Here is a 26723-nt window from a genome sequence, read left to right on the forward strand (position 1 = left end):
GCCGCCCCGCCAGGCCGGTCAGCGCCAGGAGGGACCACCGGGCGCCGACTCAGAGAGAGCACCGTTCGGGGCCCTACCCCACAGAACGGTGCCGGCCGCGTCAGTGAGCACGATCCGATCGGTGGTCGCGGGCTGGGCGCCACCCGATGGCAGGTCCGTGTAGGACCAGTCGTTCGCGGGATCCCACGTGCCACCGCTGGTGACGCGAACCTGGATCTCCTTGCGGTGCTGGCTTTGTCCCGCCGGTGCGATCGGATCCGGGCACGCGATCTCGACGTAGTACACGTTCCCGCTGTGCTGCTTGGGCGCCGACGCGGGACCGCACTGGTTGTAGTTCGTGGTGACGGTCAGCTGGGCGGGCGTCGTCGTGCCGTCGAGCGTGAAGTAGTAGCGGACCTTTCCGCCGGTCAGCGCCCTGGCGGGCCACGCGGAGGTGTTCACCACGTACAGCTTCACCTCGGTGAACGTCGAACTCTGCTGGGTGGCGGCGCCCTGGACGTAGATCTCCGGGCCGTCCGGGCTCTCGGCGGGCGGGAAGTTCGCCAGCGGGGAGCCACCGAACTCGTCGTACAGCTTCGCGAGGGCACCGGTGTAGGCGGCGTTGTAGTCGAGCGCCACCTCGTTGGCGACGTAGTCCTGCCGATCGTCCACATAGGAGTCGTTGGGCTGGCCGGGGCCGCCGACGAGTGCGCCGTACAACACGTGCCTGCTCTGCGCGGGCTGCTGGAGGTTGTCGGTCCAGCTGCCGTGCGCGGTGCGGTGATGGGGGTTGCGGGGCGGGTTCTGCCCGAACCCGACCAGGTAGCTGGCGTTGCGTGGGTTCGCGCCGAGCGTGTAGTCGATCTGTCGGACACCGAAGTCGTGGTAGCGGGCCTTACGTTCCGGGTCCGTGACGTTCTCACTGTGCACCAGCGCGACGAACGCCGTGTTGGCGGCGTACCGCAGCGAGCCCCACGTGTCGAGGTGTGCCTGGCCGCCGGGGGAGTAGCGGACGCGCTGGCCGTTGTAGCCGGTGGTCCAGTAGTCGAGCCAGCGGTTGGCGTCGGTGACGTACTTGTCCTTGCCGGTCAGCTCGGCGAGCAGGACGTAGGTGCCGTAGGACTTGTCGTCCCACGCGATCGTCCACCGGTAGGACTTCGTGGTGGTCTGCTGCTCGTTGGCGAGGTTGTCGTACTCGGCCTCGGCCTTCGCGAGGTAGGCCGGGTCGCCGGTCGCCCGGTAGAGCCAGATCGCGCCCCACACCAGTTCGTCGACGTACCCGCTCCACGAGCGGTAGAAGTTCGCCGCGTCGGTGATGCAGTCGCTGTACTTGCCGCGCCGCTGGTCGGCGAAGGTGTACAGCTGCTTGGCGTGGGTCAGCAGGGTGTTCGCGTACGCCGGGTCGTCGGCGAACACGAGCGAGGAGGCGGCCATCGCCGCGGCGGACTCACCGGCGAGGTCCGAGCCGGGGCAGCCCGCGTCGATCTTGTACGACGGCCGGGCCATCGGCATCACCTCGGCCGGGCCCCACCACTGGTGGTCGGCGTTGCCGCTGCCCACCTGCCCGTACAGCACCTGCGGCTGGGGGTGTGCGTGGACGAGCCAGTCCATGCCCCAGCGCAGGTTCGCCTTCAGCGGCGCGAGCTGGCCGGACCGCTGGTAGGCGGCCGGTTCCTCCAGCGCACCCCAGGCGAGCATGGTCATGCTGGCACTGAACGGGAGCCCGAACTTCACGTGGTCACCGGCGTCGTAGAAGCCGCCGGACAGGTCGAGGCCCACGTCGGCGCCGTCGGTGAGTGCGGAGTCGCCCCGCCAGCTCACGCGGTTGTCCGCACCGAGGTCGCCGGAGCGTTGCGCGTCGTAGAACAGCACCGACTTCTGCAGCGCCTCGCCATAGTTGAACGCCGGTGCGGCGTCGGCTGAGGCGGTGGCCGGCGCGACAACGATGCCGGTCAGCACGGCCATGGCCGCGAGCAGGGGAGCAGGGTTGCGCACTGAGTTGCCTCCTCGTTGAGGGCTGGGAGCGCTCCCAGAAGCGTAACGCCGGATCGTCGTATTTGGGAAGGGCCGATTCCGCCATCAGTGGGAAGGCGACAATGTTCGATGAGTAAGGGCCGCTCAGAGTGTTGTGGACCGAGCAATTTCGGAGTAGAGCAGAAAGGCATGAGGCGACTCGTCACCGCATTGTTGATCTCCACGGGCCTGCTCGCGGGCTGTGCCACGCCGGGGCCGACGGCCACCCGGGGCGCCGGGTCACTCGGCGCGCACCTGGCCACAATGGACGAGCTGGTCGACTGGATCGACGACACCGCAGGGGATTGCGACGAGGTGACCCTCAAGGAGATCGGCGAGCTGCGCGGGTTCGTCGGTCCGGACATCGCCGCGCGCTTCGAGCCGTACGTGGCCGAATGGGCCACCTGCCGGGTGTCCCCGGAATTTCCGGTGGTCGGACTTATCTTGTTCAGTGGCGATGAGCAGCGAAAATTCCAGGAATCCTGGCATGCCGGGATGACGGCGGGGGAGATCGCCGACGGGCCGACCTTCGCGTTCGGCAACGGGTTCGCGGTCTCCGCCGGTTTTCTCGGGGTGAGTAAGCTCGGGCTGTACTACTTCCGGTGTGACTACCTCGATCCGCAGGTGCACCAGAGGCCAGCGGACGTCGAGGGTTGTGTGTTCGCCAACCCGGAGCACGGACACCACTGAAGCCGCCGCTCCAATGGTGCCGTGACTGTCAGGGACTCGAGCAGGAGAGTGCCGGCGCGGTGGTGGTACCCGTCGCGTTGGCGCTCAGGCCGAAGGTCCGGGTGGTGCCCGGTGGTATCGCCCCGTTCCAGCCCACGTTGCTCACGGTGGCCTGCGTGCCGGAGGTCGTGAGCGTGCCGTTCCAGACGCTGTTGATCGTCTGCCCGCTGGGGATCGTCCAGCCGACCCGCCAGCTCGACAGGGCCGACGTGCCCGGGTTCCTGATGGTCACGTCCGCCTGGTAGCCACCGTTCCAGCTTCCGGTCGTGGCCCACGACGCGGTGCACGCGCCGTTCGGTGGGTCTGTCGGGTCGGTCGGGTCGTCGACCTCGCCGACACCGGTGACCTCGCCGTTGCCGCCGTCGAACACGACATCCGAGCAACCGTAGAAGGTCTCGGCGCTGTCGGACCGCTTCCAGACCGAGTAGATGACGTGCTTGCCCGACTTGCCGGACGGGAAGTTGCCGGTCCACTTGTACTGACCGTCGACGCTGCCGACGCTGCCGGTCACCGTTGGGTGGTCGACCGTGAGGAAGGGCTGGTCCTCGAGGTCGTCCCAGCGCAGTGCCCGGCTCGGGTCGTACCCGTCCTTGGTCACGTACACGTAGAACCAGCCCGGGTGGGCGGCCCACGCGTTGTAGGAGAAGTTGAACGACGCGCCGGCCGTCAGGTGGGTTTCCGGCCAGTTCCCTGTGCGGTCGTAGCCCGAGAAGTTCGGGTTACCGCCCGAGCAGAGCTGGCCGTCGGGGATGAACCCCTCGGTGCGGCCCGCGCCGTCCGAGCGGAGGACCGAGAACCAGTTGTAGAGCGAGTTGTCCCCGCTCTGCGCGACGGCTCCCTTGCATGCCGAGTTCTTCGGCACGATGTTGCCCTGCGGCGACAGCCCGTCCTGCCAGCACAGGAACGTCCTGGCGCCCGGTTTCATCATCGCGCCGTGTGCCGACGCCGGTGGTGCGTTCAGTGTCGCGGTCACCAGCCCCGCCACCATCATGGTGACGACGGCAAGGACCGCGGTCATTGCCTTTCTGCGTGTCATGGTGCCTTCTTTCTTACAGCACTGGGAGCGCTCCCAGTCTCGGCACCATAGCGCGGGTCGCACATCGGGCGAACGAGACCAAACGAGTGAGAAACTTCCGGGGCAACGTCATTCTGTGTGACGGACTTCCCAGGCGTCATGTGTCGCGTTACATTGTGGGAGCGCTCCCAAAGTACTGACCTTGCGAAAGGATCACGACGTGGTGATCAAGAATTGGCGGCGTGCGTTGCTGCCAGCTGTCGTCATCGCGGTTGTCGCGGTCGCTCCGGGAGCGCCGTCCGCGTTCTCCGAGACCGCCGCGCCCGCCGCCGAGTACGAGCGAATCGTGAACGGCGCCTTCTCCTCCGGTGCCGCGGATCCGTGGTGGACGGGTGCGAACACGAGCGGCGCGGTGACCGGCGGGGAGTACTGCGTCGACGTCACCGGCGGCACGGCCAACGGATACGACGCGCTGTCCGGCCAGAACGGCGTGCCCTACGAGGCAGGACAGTCCTACACGCTGACCTTCGACGCGCGGTCGACCGTCGCGCAGCCGATCTCCGCGGTCGCGGGCGAGGCCGTCGAGCCGTACCGGCAGATCGCGCGCACCGACGTCACCGTCACGCCGACCAGCCAGACCTTCACCTTCACCTTCGAGTCCACATTGGACTTCCCGGCGGCAGGCAACGGGCAGTTCGCGTTCTGGTTCGGCGGCCAGTCGTTCGACAACACCGTGTGCGTGGACAACGTGTCGCTCGTCGGCGGCGTGCTACCGCCGCCGGGACTGGAACCGGCCGCGCCGCTGCGGGTGAACCAGGTCGGCTACGTGCCGGGCCTGCCAAAGCAGGCGAGCCTCGCGACCGACGCGACCACCCCGCTCGCCTGGACCCTGCGCAACGGCGCGGGCGCGTCCGTCGCCACCGGCCAGACCACGCCGAAGGGCCACGACGCGGCGTCGGACGAGAACCTCCACGTCATCGACTTCTCCGCCTACGACCAGCAGGGCAGCGGCTACACGCTGAAGGTCGGCGACGAGGTGAGCCACCCGTTCGACATCTCCGCGACCGCCATGACCGGGCTGCGGTACGACTCGCTCGCGTTCTTCTACCACCAGCGCAGCGGCACCCCGATCGAGGCGCGGTACGTCGGCGACGAGTACGCGCGGCCTGCCGGGCACGTGAACGTGGCACCGAACCAGGGTGACGACGACGTGCCGTGCCGGGCGGACCTGAACTGCGGGTACACCCTCGACGTGCGTGGCGGCTGGTACGACGCCGGCGACCACGGCAAGTACGTGGTGAACGGCGGCATCTCCGCGTGGCAGCTGCAGAACAGCTTCGAGCGGGCCGCGGTGCTCGGCGACGAGGCCGCGCTCGGCGACGGCACCCTCGCCATCCCCGAGCAGTCCAACGGCGTGCCGGACGTGCTCGACGAGGCACGCTGGGAGGTCGAGTTCCTGCTGAGCATGCAGGTCCCCGACGGGCAGCCCCTCGCGGGCATGGCCCACCACAAGATCCACGACGCGCAGTGGACCGGCCTGCCGACGCTGCCGCACGAGGACGCGCAGCCCCGGCGCCTGTCCGCGCCGAGCACGGCGGCGACGCTGAACCTGGCCGCGGTGGCGGCGCAGGCGTCCCGGTTGTGGGCGCCGTACGACGCGGAGTTCTCGGCCGCCACCCTCGCCGCGGCGGAGAAGGCGTACGCGGCCGCGAAGGCGAACCCGGACCGGCTCGCCGACCCGAACGACGGCACCGGCGGTGGCGCGTACAGCGATCCCACGGTGACCGACGAGTTCTACTGGGCGGCCGCTGAACTGTTCGCGACCACGGGACGGTACCGCGCGGACGTGACGGGATCCCCGCTGTTCGGCGGGGAGAGCATCGGCGTACGCGGCTTCGACTGGGCCGCGACGGGTGCGCTCGGCGACATCACGCTGCTGCTGGTGCCGCGCGACCTGTCGACGGACACGATCCGTGCGGCGATCGTCTCGACGGCGGACACGCACCTCGCGAACATGGCGGCCATGGGCCACCCTGCGCCGTACCGGACCGCCGACGGCGGGTACGAGTGGGGCTCGAACGGCCTCGTCGCCAACAACGGCGTGGTGCTGGGGCTCGCCTACGACCTGACCGGCACGCCGAAGTACCGCAACGGCGCCTTCGCCGCGATGGACTACCTGCTCGGCCGCAACCCGGTCGACCACTCCTACGTCGCGGGCTGGGGTGACCAGCCGGTGCGGAACGTGCACCACCGGCACTGGGCGAACCAGCTGGACCCGTCCCTGCCGACCGCGCCGCCCGGCGCGCTGTCCGGCGGGCCCAACAGCGCGCTGCAGGACCCGGTCGCGCAGCGGCTGCTGCCGGGGTGCGCGCCGCAGCGGTGCTGGGTCGACCACATCGAGGCGTACTCGCTGAACGAGGTGACGGTCAACTGGAACTCGGCGCTCGCGTGGCTGTCGAACTGGACGGCGGAGCGCGCGGTGCCGCCGGTGACGCCGCCGTCGGGCTGCAAGGTCGGGTACTCGGCGTCGACGTGGCAGACCGGCCTGACCGCGCAGCTGACCATCACGAACACGGGTACCACGGCGTGGGACGAGTGGCGGCTGGAGTTCACCTTCTCCGGTGACGAGCGGGTCCAGCAGGGGTGGAGTGCCACGTGGACACAGACGGACCGGTCGGTGCTGGCCAGGAACCTCCAGTGGAACACCCGTGTCGCACCCGGCGGGTCGGTGACCGCGGGGTTCAACGCGACCAAGACCGGCACCCACACGCCGCCCGCCGCGTTCAAGGTCAACGGACAGGCGTGCACGACCGCTTGAGCGGTGTCCCTGCCATGTCCCTCCCATCGCGAGGAGTTCGACGATGTCGCGACTACGCAGTCGCCTGTTCGGCGTTGCCGCGGGCGCCGTGATCGGCCTGTCCACGCTCACGGCCGCCGCGGAACCCGCCGGGCAACCAACGGTGGCACCCGCCGCCGTCCCCTTCGAGGACGTCACCGTCGCGACCACCCAGGTCGCGTCGGGGCTGAAGCGGCCGACCACCGTCACCGGGCTCGGCGACGGCAGGCTGCTCATCACCGAGAAACAGGGCACGGTCCGCGCGTACCATCCGGACACCGGCCTGGCGCCCGACCCGGTGCTGGACATCAGCGGCCGGGTGGACGTCTCCGGCAACGAACGCGGCCTGCTCGGCATCACGCCCGCGCCCGACTTCGCGTGGACGAAGATGGTCTACATCGCGTACACGAGCCTGCCAGACGGCGCACTCACGCTCTCCCGTGTGCCGCTCGGTAACCCGGCCGCCGAGCGGGTGATCCTGACCCAGGCACACGCGGAGTTCGGCAACCACAACGGCGGGCACGTCGCGTTCGGCCGGGACGGGTACCTGTACTGGGTGCTCGGCGACGGCGGCAGCGCTGGCGACCCGAACGGCACCGGCCAGAACCTGTCCACACTGCTCGGGAAGATCGTCCGGCTGGACGTGAACCGGACGTGCCGCGGCAGGTCCTACTGCGTGCCGAGGGACAACCCGTACGTCGGGGTGCCCGGCGCGCGGCCGGAGATCTGGGTGTCCGGCGTGCGCAACGCCTGGCGGTTCTCGCTCGACCCGGCCGACGGCTCGCTGTGGCTCGGCGACGTCGGCCAGGGCACCCGCGAGGAGATCGACCACCTCGGCCAGGACGACGGCGGCGCGAACCTGGGCTGGTCCTGCCGCGAGGGCACGACCGTGTTCCTGCCGGAACGCTGCGACCCGGACGTCGAGTACACCGATCCCGTGTTCGAGTACCAGTCCTCGTTGGAGGGTTGCGCGGTGATCGGCGGCCACGTCTACCGAGGGTCGCAGTACGCGGACCTCGTCGGCGGCACCTATGTCGCGACCGACTACTGCTCGAACACGGCGTGGGCGATCCGCGCCAACGCCGACGGCACGTACACCAACGGCACGATCGGGGAATTCCCCATCCAGGTCACGTCGTTTGGCACCGACGCGCGCGGCGAACTGTACGTGGTCAACGACCTGCCCGGTCGGCTGTTCAAGGTGTCCTTCGAACGGGTGGCGCCGACGGAACCGGTGCGGATCATGGCACTCGGCGACTCGATCACCAGTTCGCCGGGGTGCTGGCGTGCGCTGCTGTGGAACCGCCTGCGCAACAACGGGTACACCGACATCGACTTCGTCGGCACCCAGTCGCCGCAGGGCTGCGGGTTCGACTACGACGGCGAGCACGAAGGGCACCCGGGTGTGCTGGTGACCGACGTCGCTGCGCAGGGGTTGTTGCCACCCTGGCTCGCTGCCTCGGATCCGGACGTGGTGGTGATGCACTTCGGCACCAACGACGTGTGGAGCAACCGGTCGACGGAGTCGATTCTGGCCGCCTACACGACGCTGGTGTCGCAGATGCGTGCACAGAACCCGGAGGTGACGGTGCTGGTGGCGCAGATCCTGCCGATGAACCCGGCCGGGTGCGCGGAGTGCGGTGCGCGGGTCGAGGCGCTGAACGCGGCGATTCCGGACTGGGCCGCGTCGCTGAGCACGGCCGCGTCGCCGGTCACCGTGGTCGACCAGTGGACCGGGTTCTCCACCGCGAGCGACACCTACGACGGGGTGCATCCCAACGCGTCCGGCGACGGGAAGATCGCGTCGGTCTGGTACCCGGCGCTGGCGGCAGCGCTCGACTGACTGATCGCGTTGGCCGCCGACCCCCAGTCGGCGGCCCACGCGGGCCAGCTGGTCAGGCGGTGTCGGTCGACCAGCCCGAGCACCGGTCGACACCGGGCTTGATGTTCACGCATGCCTTGTACTCGACCCTGGCGCCTTCGGCGTAGGACTTGTTGTACTCGGCACTCTTGTCGCAGCCGCCGCTGAAGTCGTGCCGGTTCTCGCTGCCCCCGTTGATCTTGTACACCAGGTACACGGGGTTGCCGTCGCATGCGGTGTCGTACAGGCGGAAGATCTCGCCGTGAGAGGTGAAGGTCGCTCTGGCGCCAGTGGTCGAGGCGCTGCTGTCCGCGTAGGCGGCCGGCGCGGCGAACGCCGCGCCTGCCATGGCGAGCGCGAGCGACGCGCCGACGGTGAGTGCTGCCTTCTTGATCATTCGGGTACCCCTTCGAGTGCTTCGGCGTTCGCCGGTCCCCCCATTGCCGGAGACACTCCAAGGGTCGCCATCGCGCTTTCACAGCGCTTTCATGCCGGGGAAAGCGCTCCCTCCGCCATCTCAGGCCGACTCTCGGCAGACCAGTTCCGTCGGCAGGATCACCGGGCTGAGCTTCGTCTCCGGGTCGCGTAGCTGGGTGATCAGGAGTTTCGCCAGCTCACGGCCCATCTGCTGGATCGGCTGGCTCACGCTGGTGAGCATCGGGTCGGTGTTGCGGGCCAGGTCGGAGTCGTCGAACCCGATCACCGCCACGTCGTCCGGGACGCGGCGGCCAGCCGCGCGGAGAGCCTTCAGTGCGCCCGCCGCCATCAGGTCGCTCGCCGCGAACACGGCGTCGAGTTCCGGGTCCTTCGCCAGCAGCTCCCTGGTCGCCGCCTCGCCGCTGGCCTGGCCGAAGTCACCGGCCGCGACCAGGCGGGTCACCCCGCGCTTGCCGCGTAGCGCGGCGCGGTAGCCGGCGAGCCGGTCGATGCCCGCCGCCATGTCCTGCGGTCCGGTGATCGTCGCGATCCGCCTGCGGCCCTGCCGGTACAGGTACTCCACCGCCGTCCGCGCGCCGGACTCGTTGTCGGCGTCCACGTACGGTGCCGCCCCGACATCGGCGATCGGCCTGCCGTTCAGCGCCACCGGCGCACCGGCGGTCACCAGGTTTCTCGGCAGCGGGTCGTCACCGTGCAGCGAGATGAGGATGACGCCGTCGACGTGTCCGTTCCTGACCTGCTGCTCGACCTTGCCGTGCTGGCGCGCCGTGTTGGCCATCATCAGGTTGAGCTGCAGGGGAGTCGAGGACAGCTCCTGGCTCAGCCCGCGCACGAGGTCAACGAAGAACGGCTCGCCGAACACGCGGTCCTCGGACTCGGACACCACGAGCAGCACCGTGTCGGACCGCCGGGTGACCAGGCTGCGTGCCGCCTGGTTGGGCACGTACCCGAGCTTGCGTATCGCGTCCTGCACCGCCTTGAGCGCCCACGGGCTCACCTCGAGCGAGCCGTTCACCACGCGGGACGCCGTCCCGCGTGACACGTTCGCCTCAGTCGCCACCTGTTCGAGGGTCGGGCGCCCACTCGCCCGTGACCTTCTGCCTTCGTTCACCCCGCACACTCCCGCATTCCGACATGATACTGGGAGCCCTCCCAGATGGTGGCGGCTTGACGGGCCGTGGCGGACCAACCACACTGAGGAAGCGCTTGTATTTGGGAACGCTCCCATCCTGATCTGCTCGGATTATCTCCGGAGGTATGGATGGTGCTCAGGAAATGGGTGGTGGCGATCGCCACGCTCGCACTGGTCCCCGTGACCCCGGCGCAGGCCGCGCCGACGGGGTTCTACGTGGACCCCCAGACCAACGCGGCCCGCTGGGTCGCCGCCAACCCGAACGACAGCAGGGCCGCGGTCATCCGCGACCGGATCGCCGCCGTGCCCGCCGCGCGGTGGTTCACCACGACCAACACCAGCACGGTGCGCGGGGAGGTCGACGGGTTCGTCGGCGCCGCGGCGGCCGCGAACCAGATCCCGATCATGGTCGTCTACAACATCCCGAACCGGGACTGCGGTGGCGCCAGCTCCGGCGGCGCGCCGTCGCACGCCGCCTACCGCGCGTGGGTCGACGAGGTGGCCGCGGGGCTCGCGGGGCGCCCGGCGTACATCGTGCTCGAGCCCGACGTGCTGCCGCTCATGACCAGCTGCCAGGACGCCGGCCAGCAGGCCGAGACCAGCGCTTCCATGGCGTACGCGGGGAAGCGGCTCAAGGCGGGGTCGGCGTCGGCCAAGGTGTACTTCGACATCGGGCACTCGGCGTGGCTGTCGCCTGGCGAGGCCGCCGCACGCCTGCGGGCCGCGGACATCTCGGCCAGTGCCGACGGCATCTCCACCAACGTGTCCAACTACCGCGCCACGGCCGACGAGGTCTCCTTCGCCAAGGCGGTCCTCGGCGGCGTCGGCGACGGCAGGCTGGCTGCAGTCGTGGACACCAGCCGCAACGGCAACGGGCCATCGGGCAGCGAGTGGTGCGACCCGCCGGGCAGGCGCGTCGGCACGGCAAGCACGACCAACACGGGTGACGGGCAGATCGACGCGTTCCTGTGGGTGAAACTGCCTGGCGAGGCCGACGGCTGCATCGCGGGTGCGGGGCAGTTCGTGCCGCAGCGCGCGTACGAACTCGCCACTTCCTGAAATAACCACGAAAAATATCGGCGGATGCCTTCGGGCGTCCGCCGATATTTTCATTCGGCAAGAAATTCACGAAGTTCGCACGATCGGCCTAAGATCACCAGGCGAACGGCCGTTGTGGCGGCTGGCACCCTCGCACCGTACGCGCTTGGCACTGAACGACTCCTGAACGGAGCAAGGCAAAAAGGTCTTACCAGGCAAGTTAATAACCGTCCGTATCCGTAGTGAGTCACGGACGGCCGAACGGCCTTCACGGTCGCGGACTGCACCGTTACAGTCCAGTGCTGGGAGCGTTCCCAAATACTCCCCGATAATGAACATGACAAAGGAGTCATCATGCGTTCTGCCTCTGTGCGAGGCGCCCCCGGGAAGGGGTTGATCCGCGGCGTGGCCGTCGCCGTCGCCTTGGCGTCGGTGTCGTTGTTCGGCCACGCGACCGCCTCGTCGGCCGCGCCAGCCGCGCGCGTCGACAACCCCTACGCCGGTGCCGGGGTCTACGTGAACCCCGAGTGGTCCGCGAAGGCCGCCGCAGAGCCGGGCGGCAGCCGGATCGCGAACCAGCCGACCGCCGTGTGGCTCGACCGCATCGCGGCCATCGAGGGCGTGAACGGCGGCATGGGCCTGCGCGACCACCTTGACGAGGCCGTGAGCCAGTCCGGTGGCCAGCCGCTCGTGATCCAGCTCGTCGTCTACGACCTGCCCGGCCGCGACTGCGCCGCGCTGGCGTCCAACGGTGAGCTCGGGCCGGACGAGCTGCCGAGGTACAAGTCGGAGTTCATCGACCCGATCGCGGAGATCGTCGCCGACCCGGCGTACGCGAACCTGCGGATCGTCACGGTCGTCGAGATCGACTCGCTGCCCAACCTCGTCACCAACACCAGTGGCAGGCCGACCGCCGTGCCGGCGTGTGACGTGATGAAGCAGAACGGAAACTACGTCAACGGCATCGGCTACGCGCTCGCGAAGTTCGGCGCGGTGGGGAACGTCTACAACTACATCGACGCCGCGCACCACGGCTGGCTCGGCTGGGACGACAACTTCGGCGCGTCGGCCGACCTGTTCGCGCAGGCCGCCAAGGCCCAGGGCAGCACCACCGCCAACGTGCACGGGTTCATCGCCAACACGGCGAACTACTCGCCGATCCGCGAGCCGAACTTCACCATCAACGACTCGGTGAACGGCACGTCGGTCCGCCAGTCCAAGTGGATCGACTGGAACCGCTACGTCGACGAGCTGTCGTTCACGCAGGCGTTCCGGCAGCGGCTGATCCAGGCCGGGTTCGAATCGAACATCGGCATGCTGATCGACACCTCGCGCAACGGCTGGGGCGGCAGCGCCCGCCCGAGCGGTCCCGGTCCGCAGACGAACGTGGACGAGTACATCAATGATGGCCGCGTCGACCGTCGTATCCACGCGGGCAACTGGTGCAACCAGTCCGGTGCCGGGCTGGGCGAGCGGCCGACCGCCGCACCCGCGTCGGGCATCGACGCGTACGTGTGGGTGAAGCCGCCGGGTGAGTCCGACGGCGCGAGCGAGGAGATCCCGAACGACGAGGGCAAGGGCTTCGACCGGATGTGCGACCCCACCTACGGAGGCAACCCGCTCAACGGCAACAACCCGTCCGGTTCGCTGCCCGACGCCCCGCTGTCCGGGCACTGGTTCTCCGCCCAGTTCCAGCAGCTGATGCAGAACGCGTATCCGCCGCTGTGAGCGATCACTTCTGAGCGAGAAGGAGAAGACATGTCCATCCGACTCCGCACCGCGGCCGTTCTCTCCGCCGTCGCCGCGATGATGGTCGCGGGCGCGCTGCCCGCCACCGCCCACGGCAACGCGACCGACCCGCCGTCGCGCAACTACGGTTGCTGGGACCGCTGGGGAGACGACTTCCAGAATCCCGACATGGCGACCGAGGACCCGATGTGCTGGCAGGCCTGGCAGGCCGACTCGAACGCCATGTGGAACTGGAACGGCCTGTACCGCGAGAACGTCGCGGGCAACCACCAGGGCGCCATCCCGGACGGTCAGCTGTGCTCCGCGGGCCGCACCCAGAGCGGCAGATACGCCGCGCTGGACACGGTCGGCGACTGGGAGGCGACCGACAAGCCGAGGAACTTCTCGGTGAACGTCTACGACCAGGCCCTGCACGGCGCGGACTACTACAAGGTCTACATCACCAGACAGGGCTTCGACCCGACCACGCAGGCACTGCGCTGGTCGGACCTCGAGCTCGTCACCGAGGTCGGCAGAACGCCACCGCAGAACAACACGGTGATCCCGGTCAACGCGGGCAGCCGCACCGGCAGGCACATCGTGTACACCATCTGGCAGGCAAGCCACTTGGATCAGTCGTACTACTTCTGCAGTGACGTCAACTTCACCGGCTGAGTAGTCCACATGGAACGGCCACCTTCCCGCCCTGTGGCGGGAAGGTGGCCGTCGCACTATGTCAGTACCGCGGACGTTCCGGTCAGGACGCCGTACAGACGGGCGTCACTCCTGTGCCGGTTCCGGTGCCCTGGTAGCCGAACTCGGTCGACTGGCCAGGGGCGATGGCGCCGTTGTGAGCGGCGTTGCCGAACCGGATCGCGCCGGAGTTCGCGGACCGGCTCGCGTTCCAGGAGTTCACGATGACCGCGCCGGAGGGCAGCGTGAGCGCGACCGCCCAGCCGTTGACGGCCGTGGCGCCCGCGGTGACCTTCACGGTGCCGACGAAGCCGCCCTGCCACTGGTTGGTCGAGACCGTCGCCGTGCAGCCGCTGCCGGTCGGCGGCTCGTCCGGCGGATCGGTCTCGCCGCCGTTGAGCGCGTTCAGCACCGCGGTGTACGCGGCCTTCTTGCCGTAGTTGGAGTCGAACAGCAGCGGGGTTCCGTTCGGCCGCCACGAGTACTTGTCGGTGATGCCCCACACGGTGATGCCGGTGCAGCGGGAGACGTTCAGGCAGGTCTCGGTGACCGAGCGGAAGTTGTTCGCCTGCGCGGTGCCGGACCCCTCGATGTCAAGCTCGGTGATCTGCACGTCGACGCCGAGGTTCGCGAAGCGAGCCAGGTTCGCCCGGTAGTCGGACGGCACGGGGGACTGGGCGTTGAAGTGCGACTGGAAACCGACGCAGTCGATCGGCACGCCGCGGCTCTTGAAGTCCTGCACCATCGCGTACACGGCGTTGCTCTTCGCGTTCTGGCCGTCGGTGTTGTAGTCGTTGTAGCAGAGTTTCGCGTTCGCGTCGGCTGCGCGCGCGAGGCGGAACGCCTCCTCGATGAAGCCGTTGCCGAGCCGCTGCTGGAACGGTGACTGGCGGCGGGAGCCGTTCTCCTCGAAGGCCTCGTTCACCACGTCCCAGGAGTGGATCTGGCCGCGCCAGTGAGCCATGACCTGGTTGATGTGGTTGGTCATCGCCGACCGGAGGTTGGTCGCGTCGAGGCCGCCGACCCACCCGGGCAGCTGCGAGTGCCATACCAGCGTGTGACCGCGCACGCTCATGCCCCGTCCGCGTGCGTGGCTGACGATGCGGTCCGCGTTGGCGAAGTTGAACGAGCCGCGGTTCGGCTCGAGAGCGTCCCACTTCATCTCGTTCTCGGGCGTGACGGAGCTGAACTCGGTGTTCAGGACATTGGCGTAATCGGACTCCCCGAGATGATTGGCGGCGACAGCGGTGCCGAAATACCGGCCCTTCTCGGCGGCCGAGGCCCCGAGGGTGGTCGCGGCGCTGGCCGTCCCGGACAGGACGACCACGCCGGCAAGGCCCATGGCACCCGCGGCGGCGAGCACCAAGGCCTTCCTGGTGGTGGCACGCAGGGATCTACTGATCATGTCTGCTCGTTTCCTGGCTGTATGTGACCAAACCTGAAATGCGGTTCCGCGCGACGCTGAGCGACGAATCGATCGCGATCGGCTACAGCAGTTTCGATTGTGCGTGGGCCAGGGAAGTCATGTCAATGACTGATTTCCGGAAAATTATCGGAAAGTTTCGGGCACTGTGAAAAGGCATGTTCGCTCGACGGCGGAAATCGTGAGCGGTCGCCGTATTTCGAAATTTTCGTGAAACTACCGGTCAGGTTCGGACGGCGATCTCCGTGCCGAGGCGGGCGCCGTGCTCGAGCTCAAGGTCGTCGCCGCTCCAGAAGCGGCCAGGGTCGTACCAGTTGGCGCGGCGGCGGGCGGGCAGCAACCCCATCTCCTGGTAGGTGAGCGCCACGACCTCCGCGCAGTAGGCGGTCTCGAGCTGTGCGTCGGAGGTCGGCGTGCGCGGGATCGGCGCGCGGCCGATCAGCCAGCGGGAGAACAGCCGCGCGGTCGAGGGGAACGGCGTGCCGTCGAGCCGGGCCACGGCCCGCAGCGCCGCGTCCTCCATCGCGCGGTCCGCGGGGGGTTCGAGCTGGCGCAACCACGCCCGCTGCCGGTACCGGGTCGTCCACTGCACCACGGCCTCACGAAGGTCGTGCAGCTGTACACCGCGGTGGTGGTCGCCGGTCCACACGTCGCGAAGGGACCGGCCGAGCTCGGCGTGCCACATGAGCGGCGGCAGGTCCTCGATCACGACCGCCATGCCGACGTGGTTGACCGGGCTGTTGGTGGTCAACCGGATCGTGCGGTCCGCCGCGGTGCTGCCACGGAACAGCCACACGTCACCGGTGCGGGTGAGCTCGACCGCCTCGTCCAGGGCGGTGCCGGTCAGCGAAGGGGCCACGGCACGTAAGCCTAGTGCCCCGTCCAGGCGGATCGGCACGATTCTCGGCGGCCCCGCCGCCCGCTGGCCGCGTTGCCGAAAGGCCCAAGTACAACCCGGTACGAGGACCTTCCGGCGCCTTGCCAGCGAACACCGGGATCCACCGATAACCACCCCAATCCACCTGGACGAGGCACCAGAGCCGAGGGCACGGTGGCGCGTGTCACGAGCCGCGGGTGTCACACGAACCGAGTCGCCGGCATCTCGTGTTCGTCAGTGCAGCAGCACGCAACACCACGAGTGAGGACGACGTCATGGAACCCCGCCTCGACATGCTCACCAACGAGATCGGTGCCAAGTTCGCGAAGCGGTTCGCCAACGCGAGCCTGGTGATCGGCCAGTCGTCGCTGCCGGCGGCAACACAGGAGCTGGTGAACCTGCGCGCCAGCCAGATCAACGGCTGCGGATTCTGCATCGACATGCACACCAAGGAAGCCGCGGCCGCCGGCGAAACCGCGGTGCGGCTCAACCTGGTCGCCGCATGGCGCGAGTCCACCGTGTTCACCGAGGCCGAACAGGCCGCGCTGGCGCTCGCCGAGGAGGGGACCCGGCTCGCCGACGCCGACGACGGCGTGTCCGACGAGACGTGGGCCCAGTTGCGCAAGCACTACGACGACGACCAGCTCGCCGCGCTGGTCTGCCTGGTCGCGATGATCAACGCGGCCAACCGGCTCGCCGTGATCACGCACCAGAAGGGTGGTTCCTACGAGCCCGGCATGTTCGCCGCCGCGATCAGCTGACCGGCGGGCGAATCCCGGCCCGGCCCAGGATCAGCCGATCCTGGCCGGGCGCGGGCCGCGTCAGGACATGGTGACGGTGACCAACAAGCCAGGGTGGTCGGTGGTGCCCGCCATGTCGATCTTCGAGGTGCTCACGAAGGTCAGGTTCGTCGAGGCGAAGACATGTTGCACGCTGCCGTCGCCCTTGCGGTAGAAGCCGGACCGGTTGCAGTCCTGCGCGTCCGGGTTCCCCTGGTAGCGCAGGTTGAGGTCGCCGGAGACGACGACCGGGCCCTCGGCCGTGTAGCCGGCCGCACGCGTCATCAGTTCCCGGCACTGTGCCAGTGCCGTGGTTCCGCTGCGGGCGGACAGGTGCGTCGTGCACGCGCTCAGTGCTCCGGCCGGCAGACACGCCCACACCCGCAACTCGGAGCTGCCGTCCTGGGCGGTGTAGCGGCCGCTCACGCCGGCGCCACCGGCGAGGGCCTCCGCGACCATGATGGCGTTTCCGTACTGCTGGCCGTTCGAGCAGGTCACCGGCGAGCCGTCGGGACGCTGCGCCGCCGCGAACCGCGTCAGCGCCGCGCCCATCGCCGCGCGCAGCCGTTCGACATCGCCCGAGCAGGCCTCGTTGACCGACAGGACCTGCGGTCTCGTCGAGGAGATGACCGCCACGGCCTTGGTCATCACCGCCTCGCCGGTGTAGCAGCCTGCCGCTCCACTGTGGCAGATGTTGAGCTGCAACACCTTCACAGTGGTGGCCGCGGAAGCAGGCGAGACGATCGCGATTCCGGACAGGACCAACGACAGCACGGCGACGAGCCGGGTGAGGAAGCGCACCGTCCCACACAAGCAGAACGATCTCGCAGTGGCAAGCACGCGCGAAGCGCCGACGGGAAGTTTTTCACTGACAGTCCCAGCACCTGGAGTGCGGCGGTCGCGGCGAAGTCGGTCACTGCTCGTTGCCTTCCCTGGTGGGAATGCTCAGTGCGAAATGCTCAGTGCGAAATGCTCAGTGCGAGCAGGGCGGTGTCGTCGTCGACGCCGTCGCCGAACCGGGTCAGCAGACCGGTCACCTCGGCGATCGTCTCGGTCGCGGATCGGGGAGCGGTGGTGCTCAGGAAGTCGAGGAGCTGTTCTTCGCTGTACCGGTCGCGGCCGTGGGTACGCGCCTCGGTGAGGCCGTCGGAGTAGAGCAGCAAGGTGTCACCGGTGCCAAGGCGCAGCCCGGCACTGCTGAACCGGGCGGCGGGCAGCACGCCGACCAGCTGTCCGCCGGGGGTGGGGCAGAACTCGGGGGTGTCACCGGCCCGAAGCAGTACGGCAGGCGGGTGCCCGCCGCTGGCCAGGGTGATGGCGCAGCCGTTCGCGTCGGGGACCAGCAGGCCGTAGATGACAGTGCAGAAACGTGGGTCGATGCCGTGGTACTCGTGGTGGAGCACTCGGTTGAGGATGTGCAGCACGGCGACGGGATCGGGGTCGGAGGTGGCGGCGGCACGCAGGGTGTAGCGCGTCAGGGAGGTGACGGCGGCCGCCTCGGCGCCCTTGCCGGACACGTCGCCGAGGAAGAACCCCCAGGTGTCACCGGCCAGCGGGAACAGATCGTAGAAGTCGCCGCCGACGTCATCGGCCGAGGCCGGGTGGTAGTAGCAGGCGACGTCCATCCCCGGGACCGGGGGCAACACGGGCGGGAGCAGGGAGCGCTGCAGCGTGGCGGCGAGTTTCTTGGCCCGGTCGCGTTCCCGGTCGGCGTCCTGACGAGCCCGGAGGAGCTCCTGTTCGTAGGCGCGGCGGTCGCGGGCGTCGAAGACCGTCGTACGGATCAGCTGAGCCGTGCCGTCGCGACCGGACTTGACCACCGACGTCACCAGCACCGGCAGCCGGGAACCGTCGGCCGTCCGCAGTTCCAGTGCGAGGCCACCGATCTCACCGTGCATGCGGAGCGTTGGCGCTATGTGCGTCTCGTGGTAGATCCGGCCGCCCACGGTCAGCAGGTCGGTGAACCGTTGGCGTCCCACCAGGTCGTCGCGCCGGTAGCCGAGCCAGGTGAGCAACGTCGTGTTGATCTTCGCGATCGTGCCGTCCATCAACGTCGAAAGGTAACCGCACGGCGCGTTCTCGTAGAGGTCCTCGGGGCTGTCCTCGAGCAGCGCCGAGAACGCGGGGTTCGCGCCGCCGGAGACCTCGTCGGTGTCCTCACTGTCGGCTTCGCTGTCGGCCCCGCACATCACGGCGGGCTCGCCTCGGCGAACGTGGTGATCGCCGCCGCGGTCGCCTCCGGCGCGCTCAGCTGCGGACAGTGCCCGGTCGCGTCCAGCGTCACCAGTGCGCTGCCACGGATCCGCTCGTGCACGTACCGGCCGACCTCCGGCGGGGCGATGGCGTCCTGCCTGCACTGGACGACCAGCGTGGGCACGGTGACCTTCGGCAGGTCGTCGCGGTTGTCGGACAGGAACGTCGTCTGCGCGAACACCCGCGCGATCGCCGGGTCGGTGCGGCAGAAACTCTCGGTCAGCTCCGCGCCGAGCTCGGGCCTGCCGGGATTGCCCATGATCACCGGGGCCATCATCGCGGACCAGCCAAGGTAGTTGCTGTCCAGTGATTCGAGCAGCTCGTCGATGTCGGCGCGGCTGAACCCGCCGCGGTAGTCGCCGTCATCGACGTAGCGCGGCGACGGCGTCAACAGCACGAGCTTCGCGAACCGTGACGGGTCCCGGTTGGCCGCCAGGACCGCGATCATCGCCGACACCGAGTGACCGACCAGCACCACCTCGCGCAGGTCCAGCTCGGCGCAGATGTCCAGGACGTCGGCGGCGTACCCGTCGAGCGTGGCGTACCGCCGCGCCGACCATGCGGACCGGTCCGACCTGCCGGCACCGACATGATCGAACAACACCACCAGGAACCGTTCGGCCAGCGCCGGGGCGACCAGCCGCCACAGGTTCTGGTCGCAACCGAAACCGTGTGCGAGCAGCACGGTGGGCCCATCCTGGCCGAGCACCGTGACGTTGTTCCTGCTACGCACGTTCACCGGGCATATCCTGCCACGATTCGTCTCTTACGCTCGCAGGCTCACGGGCTCACGCGACCCGCTCGAACACCGCCGCGAGACCCTGGCCGCCGCCGATGCACATGGTCTCCAAGCCGTAGCGGGCCTCCCGGCGGTCCATCTCCCGCAGGAGCGTCGCGAGCATGCGTGCACCGGTGGCGCCGACCGGATGCCCGAGTGAGATGCCGGAGCCGTTGGGGTTCAGCCGGTCGTCGTCGGGCGCGAGGTCCCAGGTGCGCAGCACGGCCAGTGCCTGCGCGGCGAACGCCTCGTTCAGCTCGATCACCCCCATGTCGGCGAGCCCGAGACCCACCCTGCCGAGTGCTTTGCCGGTCGCGGGTACCGGGCCGATGCCCATGGTGGCGGGCGCGACCCCGGCCACCGCCCACGACGCGAGCCTGGCCAGCGGCCGCAAGCCGAGCTCGGCGGCCTTCTCCTCGGTGGTGACGATGCACACCGCCGCGCCGTCGTTCTGCCCGCTGGCGTTCCCGGCCGTCACCGTCGACGCCGGATCGACCGCCAGTCGAATGGGTTTGAGCGCCGCGAGCGTCTCGATACCGGTGTCGGCCCTTGGATGTTCGTCGGTGTCGACGAGAAGCGGGTCGCCCCGTCGCTGTGGGACCGGCACCGGGACGATCTCGTCGGCGAAGACGCCGTTCTTCTGTGCCGCGACGGCGCGCTGATGTGACCGCACGGCGAGCGCGTCCTGGTCGAGACGGCTGAGGTGGAACTCGGCACGCAGGTTCTCCGCGGTCTCGATCATCCCGCCGGGCACCGGGAAGTTGCCGCCGCCTGCGGTCACCCTGGCACGCGCCAGCCGGTCGGCGAGCGCCACCGCATCGGCCCTGACGCCCCAGCGCATGCCGGTGGCGTAGAACTCCGTGCCGCTCATGGATTCCGCGCCGCCCGCGAGCACCAGGTCGCACGCTCCCGACTGGACGGTCAGCACCGCGTTGATCACCGCCTGCAGGCCGGAGCCGCATCTGCGGTCGACCTGCTGACCGGGCACCTCGATGCCGAGCCCGGCGTCGAGTGCGGCCACCCGGCCCAGGGCGGGTGCCTCTCCGTTGGGCGACGCCTGGCCGAGAATCACGTCGTCGACGGCGGACCCTGGCACGCCGGTCCGCGCGAGCAGTTCTGTGATCACGGTGGCGGCCAGGGCCTGTGCGGGGAGATCGCGGAACACGCCGCCGAAGCGGCCGACCGGGGTGCGGAGTGGTTCGCAGATCACGGCATCGCGCATGGGGATGTCCTCTCTAGTTGCGGGGTCCGCCAGCGACGTAGATGACCTGTCCGGAGACGAACCCGGCGCGGTCGTCGACGAAGAAGGACACCGCGTTGGCGATGTCCTCGACCTGCCCGGCGCGCCGGACCGGGATCGCCGCGGCGCGGTCGTGAACGTACTGGTCCCACGGCACCCCGATGCGTGCCGCGGTCGCCTTCGTCATGTCGCTGACGATGAACCCGGGTGCCACGCAGTTCGCGGTGATGCCGAACCGTCCCAGCTCGATGGCGAGGGTCTTGGTGAAGCCCTGGACACCCGCTTTGGCGGTGGCGTAGTTGGCCTGTCCCCGGTTGCCGAGCGCCGAGGTCGACGACAGGTTGACGATCCGGCCCCACCCGGCGTCGACCATGTGTTTCTGTACGGCCCTTGTCATCAGGAACGCGCCCTTGAGATGGACACCCAGCACGGCGTCCCAGTCGGACTCGGCCATCTTGAACAGCAGGTTGTCGCGGGTGATGCCCGCGTTGTTGACGAGCACCGTCGGTGCGCCGAGCTCCTCGGTGACCCGCGCGACCGCGGCCTCGACCTCGGCGGCGTCGGACACGTCCGCGCCAACGGCGATGGCGGACTCGCCGATCGCGTCCGCCGTGGACTTGGCGGCCGCCTCCTCAAGGTCCAGCACCGCGACCCGCAGCCCGTCCTGTGCGAGGCGGAGCGCGGTGGCGGCGCCGATGCCGCGGGCCGCGCCGGTGACGATCGCGACCGGACGGCGAGGTGTGTCAGTCATCGGAAGGCTCCTTCGTGGTGTCCAGGCCCAGCTCGGCGAGGATGGCGGACGTGTGTTCGCCCAGTGCGGGGACCGCGCCCATCGGCAGCTCGACGTCGCGGAAGGTCATCGGCGGCAGCAGTGCCCGGATGCCGCCGACCTCGGTACCCACCGTGCGCCACCGGTCCCGCTCGGTCAGCTGGGGGTGCTCGACGACGTCGGCGGTGCCGTTGAGCTGGGCGGCGGGCACGCCGGCCTCGGCGAGCCGGGCCTCGAGGGCGGCGGTGGTCCAGCCCGTCGTGCACGATGCGACGACGGCGTCGCACTCGGCCCGGTGCGCCACTCGGTCGACGTTCGTCGCGAACCGAGGATCGTCGGCGTACTCGGGACGGGAGAAGACCTCGGTGACCAGCGTGCGCCAGCCGCGGTCGTTCTGCACACCGATGAGGATCTGCCCGTCCGAGGTCGGGTAGGCGTCGTACGGGGTGATGGCCGCGTGGCTCAGGCCCATCCTCGGGATCTGCGTGCCGCCGTAGAGCTGCAGGTACAGCGGATGCCCCATCCACTCGACGGCCGCGTCGAACATCGAAACGTCCACCACCGCGCCCTCGCCGGTCCGCTCGCGCCGGAACAACGCGCCGAGCGCGGAGACCGCCGCGTACAGGCCGGCACCGATGTCCGCGCTGGGCACACCGGTCTTCGTCGGGGTGTCCGGGGTGCCGGTGACCGAGACCATCCCGGACTCGGCCTGGATCAGCATGTCGTAGGCCTTGCGATCGCGTCGCGGTCCGCTGGTCCCGTAGCCGGAGATGGCGACCACGACCAGCCTGGGATCCGCCGCACGGAGGGTGTCGGCGTCGAGCCCGAGCCGTTCGACGACACCGGGCGCGGTGTTGTGCAGGAACACGTCGGCACGACCGATCAGTGCCAGGACGACGCGGTGGCCATCGCGGGACTTCAGGTCGATCGCGATGGACTCCTTGCCGCGGTTGAGCCAGACGAAATGGGTGGCGAGACCGCGCACGGCGTGGTCGTAGTCGCGGGCGAAGTCACCCTCGCCCGGCCGTTCGATCTTGATCACCCGTGCGCCGAGGTCGGCAAGGTGCCGGGTGGCGAGCGGGCCCGCCACCGCCTGTTCCAGAGCGACGACCGTGATGCCCGCGAGGGGCAGCCGCTCGTCGGTCACAGGGCAGCCACCGCCTGCCGGACCAGGCCGCCGCCGATGATGAGCCGCTGGATCTCGCTGGTGCCCTCGTAGAGGCGGAGCAGCCGGACGTCGCGGTAGATGCGCTCGACCGGGATCTCCCGCATGTAGCCGGCGCCGCCGTGGACCTGGACGGCGAGGTCGGCGACCCTGCCGACCATCTCGGTGCAGAACAGCTTCGCCGCCGAGGGCGCGATGCGGCGGTCCTCGCCGCTGACGTAGGCACGTGCCGTCTCGCGGACCATGGCGCGGCCGGCGAGTACACCGGTCTGCTGGTCGGCGAGCATGGCCTGTACCAGCTGGAACTCGCCGATCCTGGTGCCGCCCTGGGTGTTGGCGGCGGCGTAGGTGACGGACTCGTCGAGTGCTCGTTGCGCGGTGCCGACCGCGAGGGCGGCGATGTGCACGCGGCCGCGGGCGAGTGAGGTCATCGCGGCCCGGTAGCCTGCCGCTTCGTCGCCGCCGACGAGCGAGTCGGCGGGCACCCGGACGTTGTCGAGGACGACGTCGGCCGTCCACGCACCCTCCTGGCCCATCTTCGGGTCCTTGGGGCCGACGGTGAGCCCCGGCGTGCCCGATGGCACGAGGAACACGGCGATGCCCGGGTCCTTGGGCCGTGGTTCGGCGGTGCGGGCGAAGACGACGAACAGGTCCGCGATGGGGGCGTTGGTGATGAACTGCTTCTGCCCGTCGAGCACCCAGTCGTCGCCGTCGCGGCGGGCGCGGGTGCGCAGGCCCGCGGGGTTGGAGCCCGCGCCCGGCTCGGTGAGCGCGAACGACGCGACGACCTCACCGGCGGCGATCCGCGCCAGCCACTGCTTGCGCTGGTCGTCGGTGCCGAACCCGACGAGGACCTGGCCCGCGATGCCGTTGTTGGTGCCGAACATCGACCGCAGCGCCAGCGTGGTGTAGCCGAACTCCATGCCAAGCTCGACGTCCTGGACGAGGTCGAGCCCGAGCCCGCCCCACTCCGCCGGGATGGCGTAGCCGAACAGGCCCATCTCCGCCGCGGCGGACCGCAGGTCGTCGGGCATGCGGTCCTCCCGCATGATCTCGGTCTCGCGCGGCACGACCTTCGACCGGACGAAGTCGCGTACCTGCTGCCGGATCAGGTCGAAGTCCTCGTCGGACACCCGCGGCTCACTCATGTGTCGAGGGTGCCGTGTTGCGTTGATGCGAGTCCAATACCAATAATCCAGGAATTGATCCCGAATCCGCATCAGTCGAGGAGAGCGCGTGGACGGTCGGCAGCTACGTGCCTTCCTCGCGATCGCCGAGGACCTGCACTTCGGGCGTGCCGCGGCACGGTTGCACGTGGCACAGCCCTACCTGAGCCGCACGATCCGGTCGCTGGAGGACGAGCTCGCCGCGCCGCTGTTCGAGCGCACCACCCGGCGGGTGGTGCTGACTCCCGCGGGGGCGGCGCTGGTCGAACACGCTCGGGCGATGGTCGCCGAGGAGGAGAAGGCGCGGGCGGTGGTCACCGCGGCACACCGGGGGCGCAGCGGGCGTGTCCGGATCAGCTTCGCCGGTCCGTCCTCGCACGTCACCGTGGGGCTGCTGGCCCGCGCAGTGCGGGAGCGGTACCCGCTGATCGACCTGGAGTTCCTGCCCGGCCGGTACGGCGCAGCCGCGGTCGCCGAGTTGCTGCGCGGGGACACCGACCTCGCGCTGGCGCGGTTCACCGAACCGCCGGTCGGGGTGCGCAGCCGGGTCGCGGCACGGGACCGCTGCGTGGTCGCGGTGCCCGGCAACCACCGGCTCGCCGTCCGTGACGCGGTGGGGTTCGCCGACTTCCGGGACGAACCCATCGTCGCCCTGCCCGAGTCGTTCGGGTCCACGGTCCGCGAGGTGTTCGTCTCCCGGTGCCACGCCGAGGGCTTCGCACCGACCTTCACCCAGACCGCCCCGGACTCCTGGACGTGCGTTGCCCTGGTGTCCGCCGGCGTCGGCCTGCACTTCACGACGGCCAGCGCCGTGGCCCAGCTACCGCTGGACGGCGTCGTGATCCGCGAGATCGCCGACGAACTGCCCGCGATGCTCGTGTACCTGTTGTGGCGCCACGCCGACGAGGACCGCGCGTTGGCGCGGGTGTTGCGCACCGCGGAGGACCTGATGCCCTCGGCAGGCCCCGCACCGCGATGAACCAGCGATCCATGGCTGACCCGTGGCACCTCCGTGCCACGGGTCAGCCGGACGACGACCTAATTGCGGGAGAGCCGCCGGGTGGCCAGGGCGAACCCGGCGGCCGAGATGAGGATCAGCGTCACCATCGCGCGGACGTCCAGCCCGTTACCGGCCCAGGGGGCGCGGATGGCGTCGATCAGCAGCCCGGTCGGGGTCCACGACGTGATGGCGTTGAGGGCGTCGGGGAACACTCCGGGCGGCGGGCCGCCGCCAACGAGCAGGAACGTGCCGAAGAACAGCAGCAGTCCCAGTCCCTGGGCGGAGCGGGCGCCCGGCATGATCGAGCCGAGCAGTGTGCCGATGCCACCGAAGGCCAGGATGCCGACGGCGAACGCGGCGGCGACACCGATGGGCGACACCGGCGCCGCGATGTCGAAGACGAGGTAGGCCAGCACCAGCATCAGCACGGCGCCGACCGCCGCCAGGATCGCGAGCACCGCGGCCTGCGAGAAGACCACCGCGCGGGAGGAGAACGCGGCTGCCCGGAAGCGGCGTAGCACGCCGCTTTCGCGGTACCCGGCGAGATGGGTTGGCGTGCCCATGAACCCCATCACCGAGATCGCGGCGCTCAGGTACGCGGTGACGTAGAACTGGGTTCCGTTGAGGTCCGCGAACACCGGGCCGCCGTGGTCGGCGAACGCGGCGGCCAGCAGGAACATCAGCAGGATCGGGAACATCAGGCTCAGCACCAGCACGTGAGGCTCCCGCGTCAGGAGCTTCACCTCGGTCCAGGTCAGGTATGCGGTCATGACGGGACCTTCTCGCTCAGCCGGTGGCCGGTCATGGACAGGAAGACATCCTCTAGTGACGGGTAATGGGTGCGGTAGTCGTCGGGGGTGACGTCGTGCTCGGCGAGCGCGGCGGCGACGCGGACGGCTGCCGCGCCCTTCCCGGTGACCGTGATCTTCCCATCGCTCGCGGTGGCCGACTCGACCCCGGGGAGCGACAGCAGCTGGTCTGGCTGGTAGCCGTTGGTGGCGCTGAACGTGATCGTCACCGGCTCTCCGCTGTTCGCGGTCAGCGCGGTGGGGGTGTCGCAGGCGACGATCTGTCCTCGGTCCATGATGGCCACGCGGTCGCACAACATCTCGGCCTCGTCCATGAAGTGCGTGACCAGCAGCACCGTGGTGCCGCGGTCCCGCACCTGGCGGATCAGGTCCCAGGTCGCGTGGCGGGCGGTGGGGTCGAGCCCGGTGGTCAGCTCGTCGAGCAACACGAGCTCCGGGTCGCCGAGCAGGGCCAGCGCGACGAACAGACGCTGCTTCTCCCCGCCGGACAGTGCCCCGAACGGGCGGTTGCGCAGCTCCTCCAGCCCCCAGGTCGCGATGGTGGCTTCCACGTCGACGGGCACGTCGCGCGCATGCGCGAAGAGCTGGATCGCCTCGACGATCCGCAACCGCTCCGGTAACGCGGAGGACTGCAGCTGGGTTCCGATGCTGTGGCGCAGCCGGTTCTTCTCGCGATCGGGGTCGAGCCCCAGCACCGAGACGCGCCCGCTCGTGGCGTCCCGGAGCCCCTGGAGGATCTCCACGACCGTCGTCTTGCCTGCGCCGTTGGAGCCTAGGATGCCGAAGATCTCACGTCTCCGGACCTCGAACGACACGTCGCGCACCGCGACCGTCTGTCCATAGGTCTTGCGGAGATCCTCCACAGTGATGACAGTGTCCATGCGGGGTTGATCCTCGGGTTCAGGGGTCGGCTCATCGACGAACATCTAACAACCTGCCGTGATCATCGCGAATTTCACTCGTGCCTGGCTTGTACCGTGCCAGCCTGGGCGGGACGGCCTT

23 protein-coding genes are annotated in these 26723 nt (G+C 69.5%); 8 read left to right on the forward strand and 15 right to left on the reverse strand.

Annotation, left to right across the window (positions count from 1 at the left end; translation table 11 throughout):
• Window positions 1–18: 18 nt before the first annotated feature.
• Window positions 19–1974 carry a glycoside hydrolase family 9 protein gene (locus WBA97_RS39475; protein ID WP_424236269.1) on the reverse strand — a complete coding sequence of 652 codons (1956 nt, stop codon included), beginning with the start codon at window positions 1972–1974 and terminating at the stop codon, window positions 19–21.
• A gap of 282 nt (window positions 1975–2256) precedes the next feature.
• On the opposite strand from WBA97_RS39475, the gene WBA97_RS39480 reads away from it, so the two are divergent.
• On the forward strand, window positions 2257–2682 hold the full coding sequence (locus WBA97_RS39480; protein WP_424236271.1) for a hypothetical protein: 426 nt from the start codon (window positions 2257–2259) through the stop codon (window positions 2680–2682).
• 28 nt (window positions 2683–2710) lie between these two features.
• On the opposite strand, the gene WBA97_RS39485 is transcribed toward WBA97_RS39480, so the two are convergent.
• Window positions 2711–3757 (reverse strand): lytic polysaccharide monooxygenase auxiliary activity family 9 protein, encoded by a 1047-nt coding sequence (locus WBA97_RS39485; RefSeq protein ID WP_424236272.1) that lies wholly within the window; start codon window positions 3755–3757, stop codon window positions 2711–2713.
• 199 nt (window positions 3758–3956) lie between these two features.
• Between WBA97_RS39485 and WBA97_RS39490 the strand changes: the two genes are divergently transcribed.
• Complete coding sequence (locus tag WBA97_RS39490) at window positions 3957–6554, forward strand: glycoside hydrolase family 9 protein (RefSeq protein WP_424236273.1); 2598 nt, start codon at window positions 3957–3959, stop codon at window positions 6552–6554.
• Window positions 6555–6597: 43 nt separating this feature from the next.
• On the forward strand, window positions 6598–8415 hold the full coding sequence (locus WBA97_RS39495; protein ID WP_424236274.1) for a PQQ-dependent sugar dehydrogenase: 1818 nt from the start codon (window positions 6598–6600) through the stop codon (window positions 8413–8415).
• Window positions 8416–8467: 52 nt separating this feature from the next.
• Here the strand turns inward: WBA97_RS39495 and WBA97_RS39500 are convergent, their stop codons facing one another.
• On the reverse strand, window positions 8468–8830 hold the full coding sequence (locus WBA97_RS39500) for a hypothetical protein (RefSeq protein ID WP_424236275.1): 363 nt from the start codon (window positions 8828–8830) through the stop codon (window positions 8468–8470).
• Between the two features lie 120 nt (window positions 8831–8950).
• The gene (locus tag WBA97_RS39505; RefSeq protein WP_424236276.1) at window positions 8951–9931 is read right to left on the reverse strand and encodes a LacI family DNA-binding transcriptional regulator; all 981 of its coding nucleotides are present in this window, start codon (window positions 9929–9931) and stop codon (window positions 8951–8953) included.
• A 201-nt stretch (window positions 9932–10132) separates the two neighbouring features.
• Here WBA97_RS39505 and WBA97_RS39510 point away from each other — a divergent pair, with 201 nt between their 5' ends.
• From WBA97_RS39510 to WBA97_RS39520, 3 genes are all read left to right on the forward strand, one after another.
• Window positions 10133–11062, forward strand: a complete 930-nt coding sequence (locus WBA97_RS39510) for a glycoside hydrolase family 6 protein (RefSeq protein WP_424236277.1) — start codon at window positions 10133–10135, stop codon at window positions 11060–11062.
• A 333-nt stretch (window positions 11063–11395) separates the two neighbouring features.
• Window positions 11396–12769 carry a glycoside hydrolase family 6 protein gene (locus WBA97_RS39515; protein WP_424236278.1) on the forward strand — a complete coding sequence of 458 codons (1374 nt, stop codon included), beginning with the start codon at window positions 11396–11398 and terminating at the stop codon, window positions 12767–12769.
• Window positions 12770–12799: 30 nt separating this feature from the next.
• A complete protein-coding gene (locus WBA97_RS39520) occupies window positions 12800–13444 on the forward strand; it encodes a lytic polysaccharide monooxygenase auxiliary activity family 9 protein (RefSeq protein ID WP_424236279.1) in 645 nt (214 codons plus the stop codon).
• Window positions 13445–13526: 82 nt separating this feature from the next.
• Here WBA97_RS39520 and WBA97_RS39525 read toward each other — a convergent pair whose 3' ends face one another.
• Together WBA97_RS39525 and WBA97_RS39530 are read right to left on the reverse strand one after the other, a co-directional pair.
• Window positions 13527–14867 carry an endo-1,4-beta-xylanase gene (locus WBA97_RS39525; protein ID WP_424236280.1) on the reverse strand — a complete coding sequence of 447 codons (1341 nt, stop codon included), beginning with the start codon at window positions 14865–14867 and terminating at the stop codon, window positions 13527–13529.
• Between the two features lie 241 nt (window positions 14868–15108).
• Entirely contained in the window at window positions 15109–15744 is a 636-nt protein-coding gene (locus WBA97_RS39530; RefSeq protein ID WP_424236281.1) for a hypothetical protein, read from the reverse strand.
• A 293-nt stretch (window positions 15745–16037) separates the two neighbouring features.
• Between WBA97_RS39530 and WBA97_RS39535 the strand changes: the two genes are divergently transcribed.
• Window positions 16038–16523, forward strand: a complete 486-nt coding sequence (locus WBA97_RS39535; RefSeq protein WP_424236283.1) for a carboxymuconolactone decarboxylase family protein — start codon at window positions 16038–16040, stop codon at window positions 16521–16523.
• A gap of 60 nt (window positions 16524–16583) precedes the next feature.
• Here the strand turns inward: WBA97_RS39535 and WBA97_RS39540 are convergent, their stop codons facing one another.
• The 7 genes from WBA97_RS39540 to WBA97_RS39570 all read right to left on the reverse strand — a co-directional run bounded on the left by WBA97_RS39540 (window position 16584) and on the right by WBA97_RS39570 (window position 23894).
• Window positions 16584–17342 carry an endonuclease/exonuclease/phosphatase family protein gene (locus WBA97_RS39540; protein ID WP_424236285.1) on the reverse strand — a complete coding sequence of 253 codons (759 nt, stop codon included), beginning with the start codon at window positions 17340–17342 and terminating at the stop codon, window positions 16584–16586.
• 158 nt (window positions 17343–17500) lie between these two features.
• Window positions 17501–18730 carry a PP2C family protein-serine/threonine phosphatase gene (locus WBA97_RS39545; RefSeq protein ID WP_424236331.1) on the reverse strand — a complete coding sequence of 410 codons (1230 nt, stop codon included), beginning with the start codon at window positions 18728–18730 and terminating at the stop codon, window positions 17501–17503.
• Entirely contained in the window at window positions 18730–19533 is an 804-nt protein-coding gene (locus WBA97_RS39550) for an alpha/beta fold hydrolase (RefSeq protein WP_424236287.1), read from the reverse strand. Before WBA97_RS39550 ends, WBA97_RS39545 begins: the two co-directional genes overlap by 1 nt.
• Before the next feature lie 49 nt (window positions 19534–19582).
• Window positions 19583–20794 (reverse strand): acetyl-CoA C-acetyltransferase, encoded by a 1212-nt coding sequence (locus tag WBA97_RS39555; protein WP_424236289.1) that lies wholly within the window; start codon window positions 20792–20794, stop codon window positions 19583–19585.
• Window positions 20795–20807: 13 nt separating this feature from the next.
• A complete protein-coding gene (locus WBA97_RS39560; RefSeq protein ID WP_424236291.1) occupies window positions 20808–21563 on the reverse strand; it encodes an SDR family oxidoreductase in 756 nt (251 codons plus the stop codon).
• Complete coding sequence (locus tag WBA97_RS39565) at window positions 21556–22728, reverse strand: CaiB/BaiF CoA transferase family protein (protein WP_424236293.1); 1173 nt, start codon at window positions 22726–22728, stop codon at window positions 21556–21558. The genes WBA97_RS39560 and WBA97_RS39565 overlap by 8 nt, the downstream gene beginning before the upstream one ends.
• Window positions 22725–23894 carry an acyl-CoA dehydrogenase family protein gene (locus WBA97_RS39570; protein ID WP_424236295.1) on the reverse strand — a complete coding sequence of 390 codons (1170 nt, stop codon included), beginning with the start codon at window positions 23892–23894 and terminating at the stop codon, window positions 22725–22727. The genes WBA97_RS39565 and WBA97_RS39570 overlap by 4 nt, the downstream gene beginning before the upstream one ends.
• Before the next feature lie 88 nt (window positions 23895–23982).
• Here WBA97_RS39570 and WBA97_RS39575 point away from each other — a divergent pair, with 88 nt between their 5' ends.
• A complete protein-coding gene (locus WBA97_RS39575) occupies window positions 23983–24891 on the forward strand; it encodes a LysR substrate-binding domain-containing protein (protein ID WP_424236297.1) in 909 nt (302 codons plus the stop codon).
• A 59-nt stretch (window positions 24892–24950) separates the two neighbouring features.
• Here the strand turns inward: WBA97_RS39575 and WBA97_RS39580 are convergent, their stop codons facing one another.
• Together WBA97_RS39580 and WBA97_RS39585 are read right to left on the reverse strand one after the other, a co-directional pair.
• Window positions 24951–25682: an ABC transporter permease gene (locus WBA97_RS39580; protein WP_424236299.1), complete on the reverse strand. Its 732-nt coding sequence runs from the start codon at window positions 25680–25682 to the stop codon at window positions 24951–24953.
• Entirely contained in the window at window positions 25679–26602 is a 924-nt protein-coding gene (locus tag WBA97_RS39585; protein WP_424236301.1) for an ABC transporter ATP-binding protein, read from the reverse strand. The genes WBA97_RS39580 and WBA97_RS39585 overlap by 4 nt, the downstream gene beginning before the upstream one ends.
• Window positions 26603–26723: the final 121 nt, after the last annotated feature.

This window comes from Actinophytocola sp., from assembly GCF_049647105.1.
GTDB lineage: Bacteria > Actinomycetota > Actinomycetes > Mycobacteriales > Pseudonocardiaceae > Actinophytocola.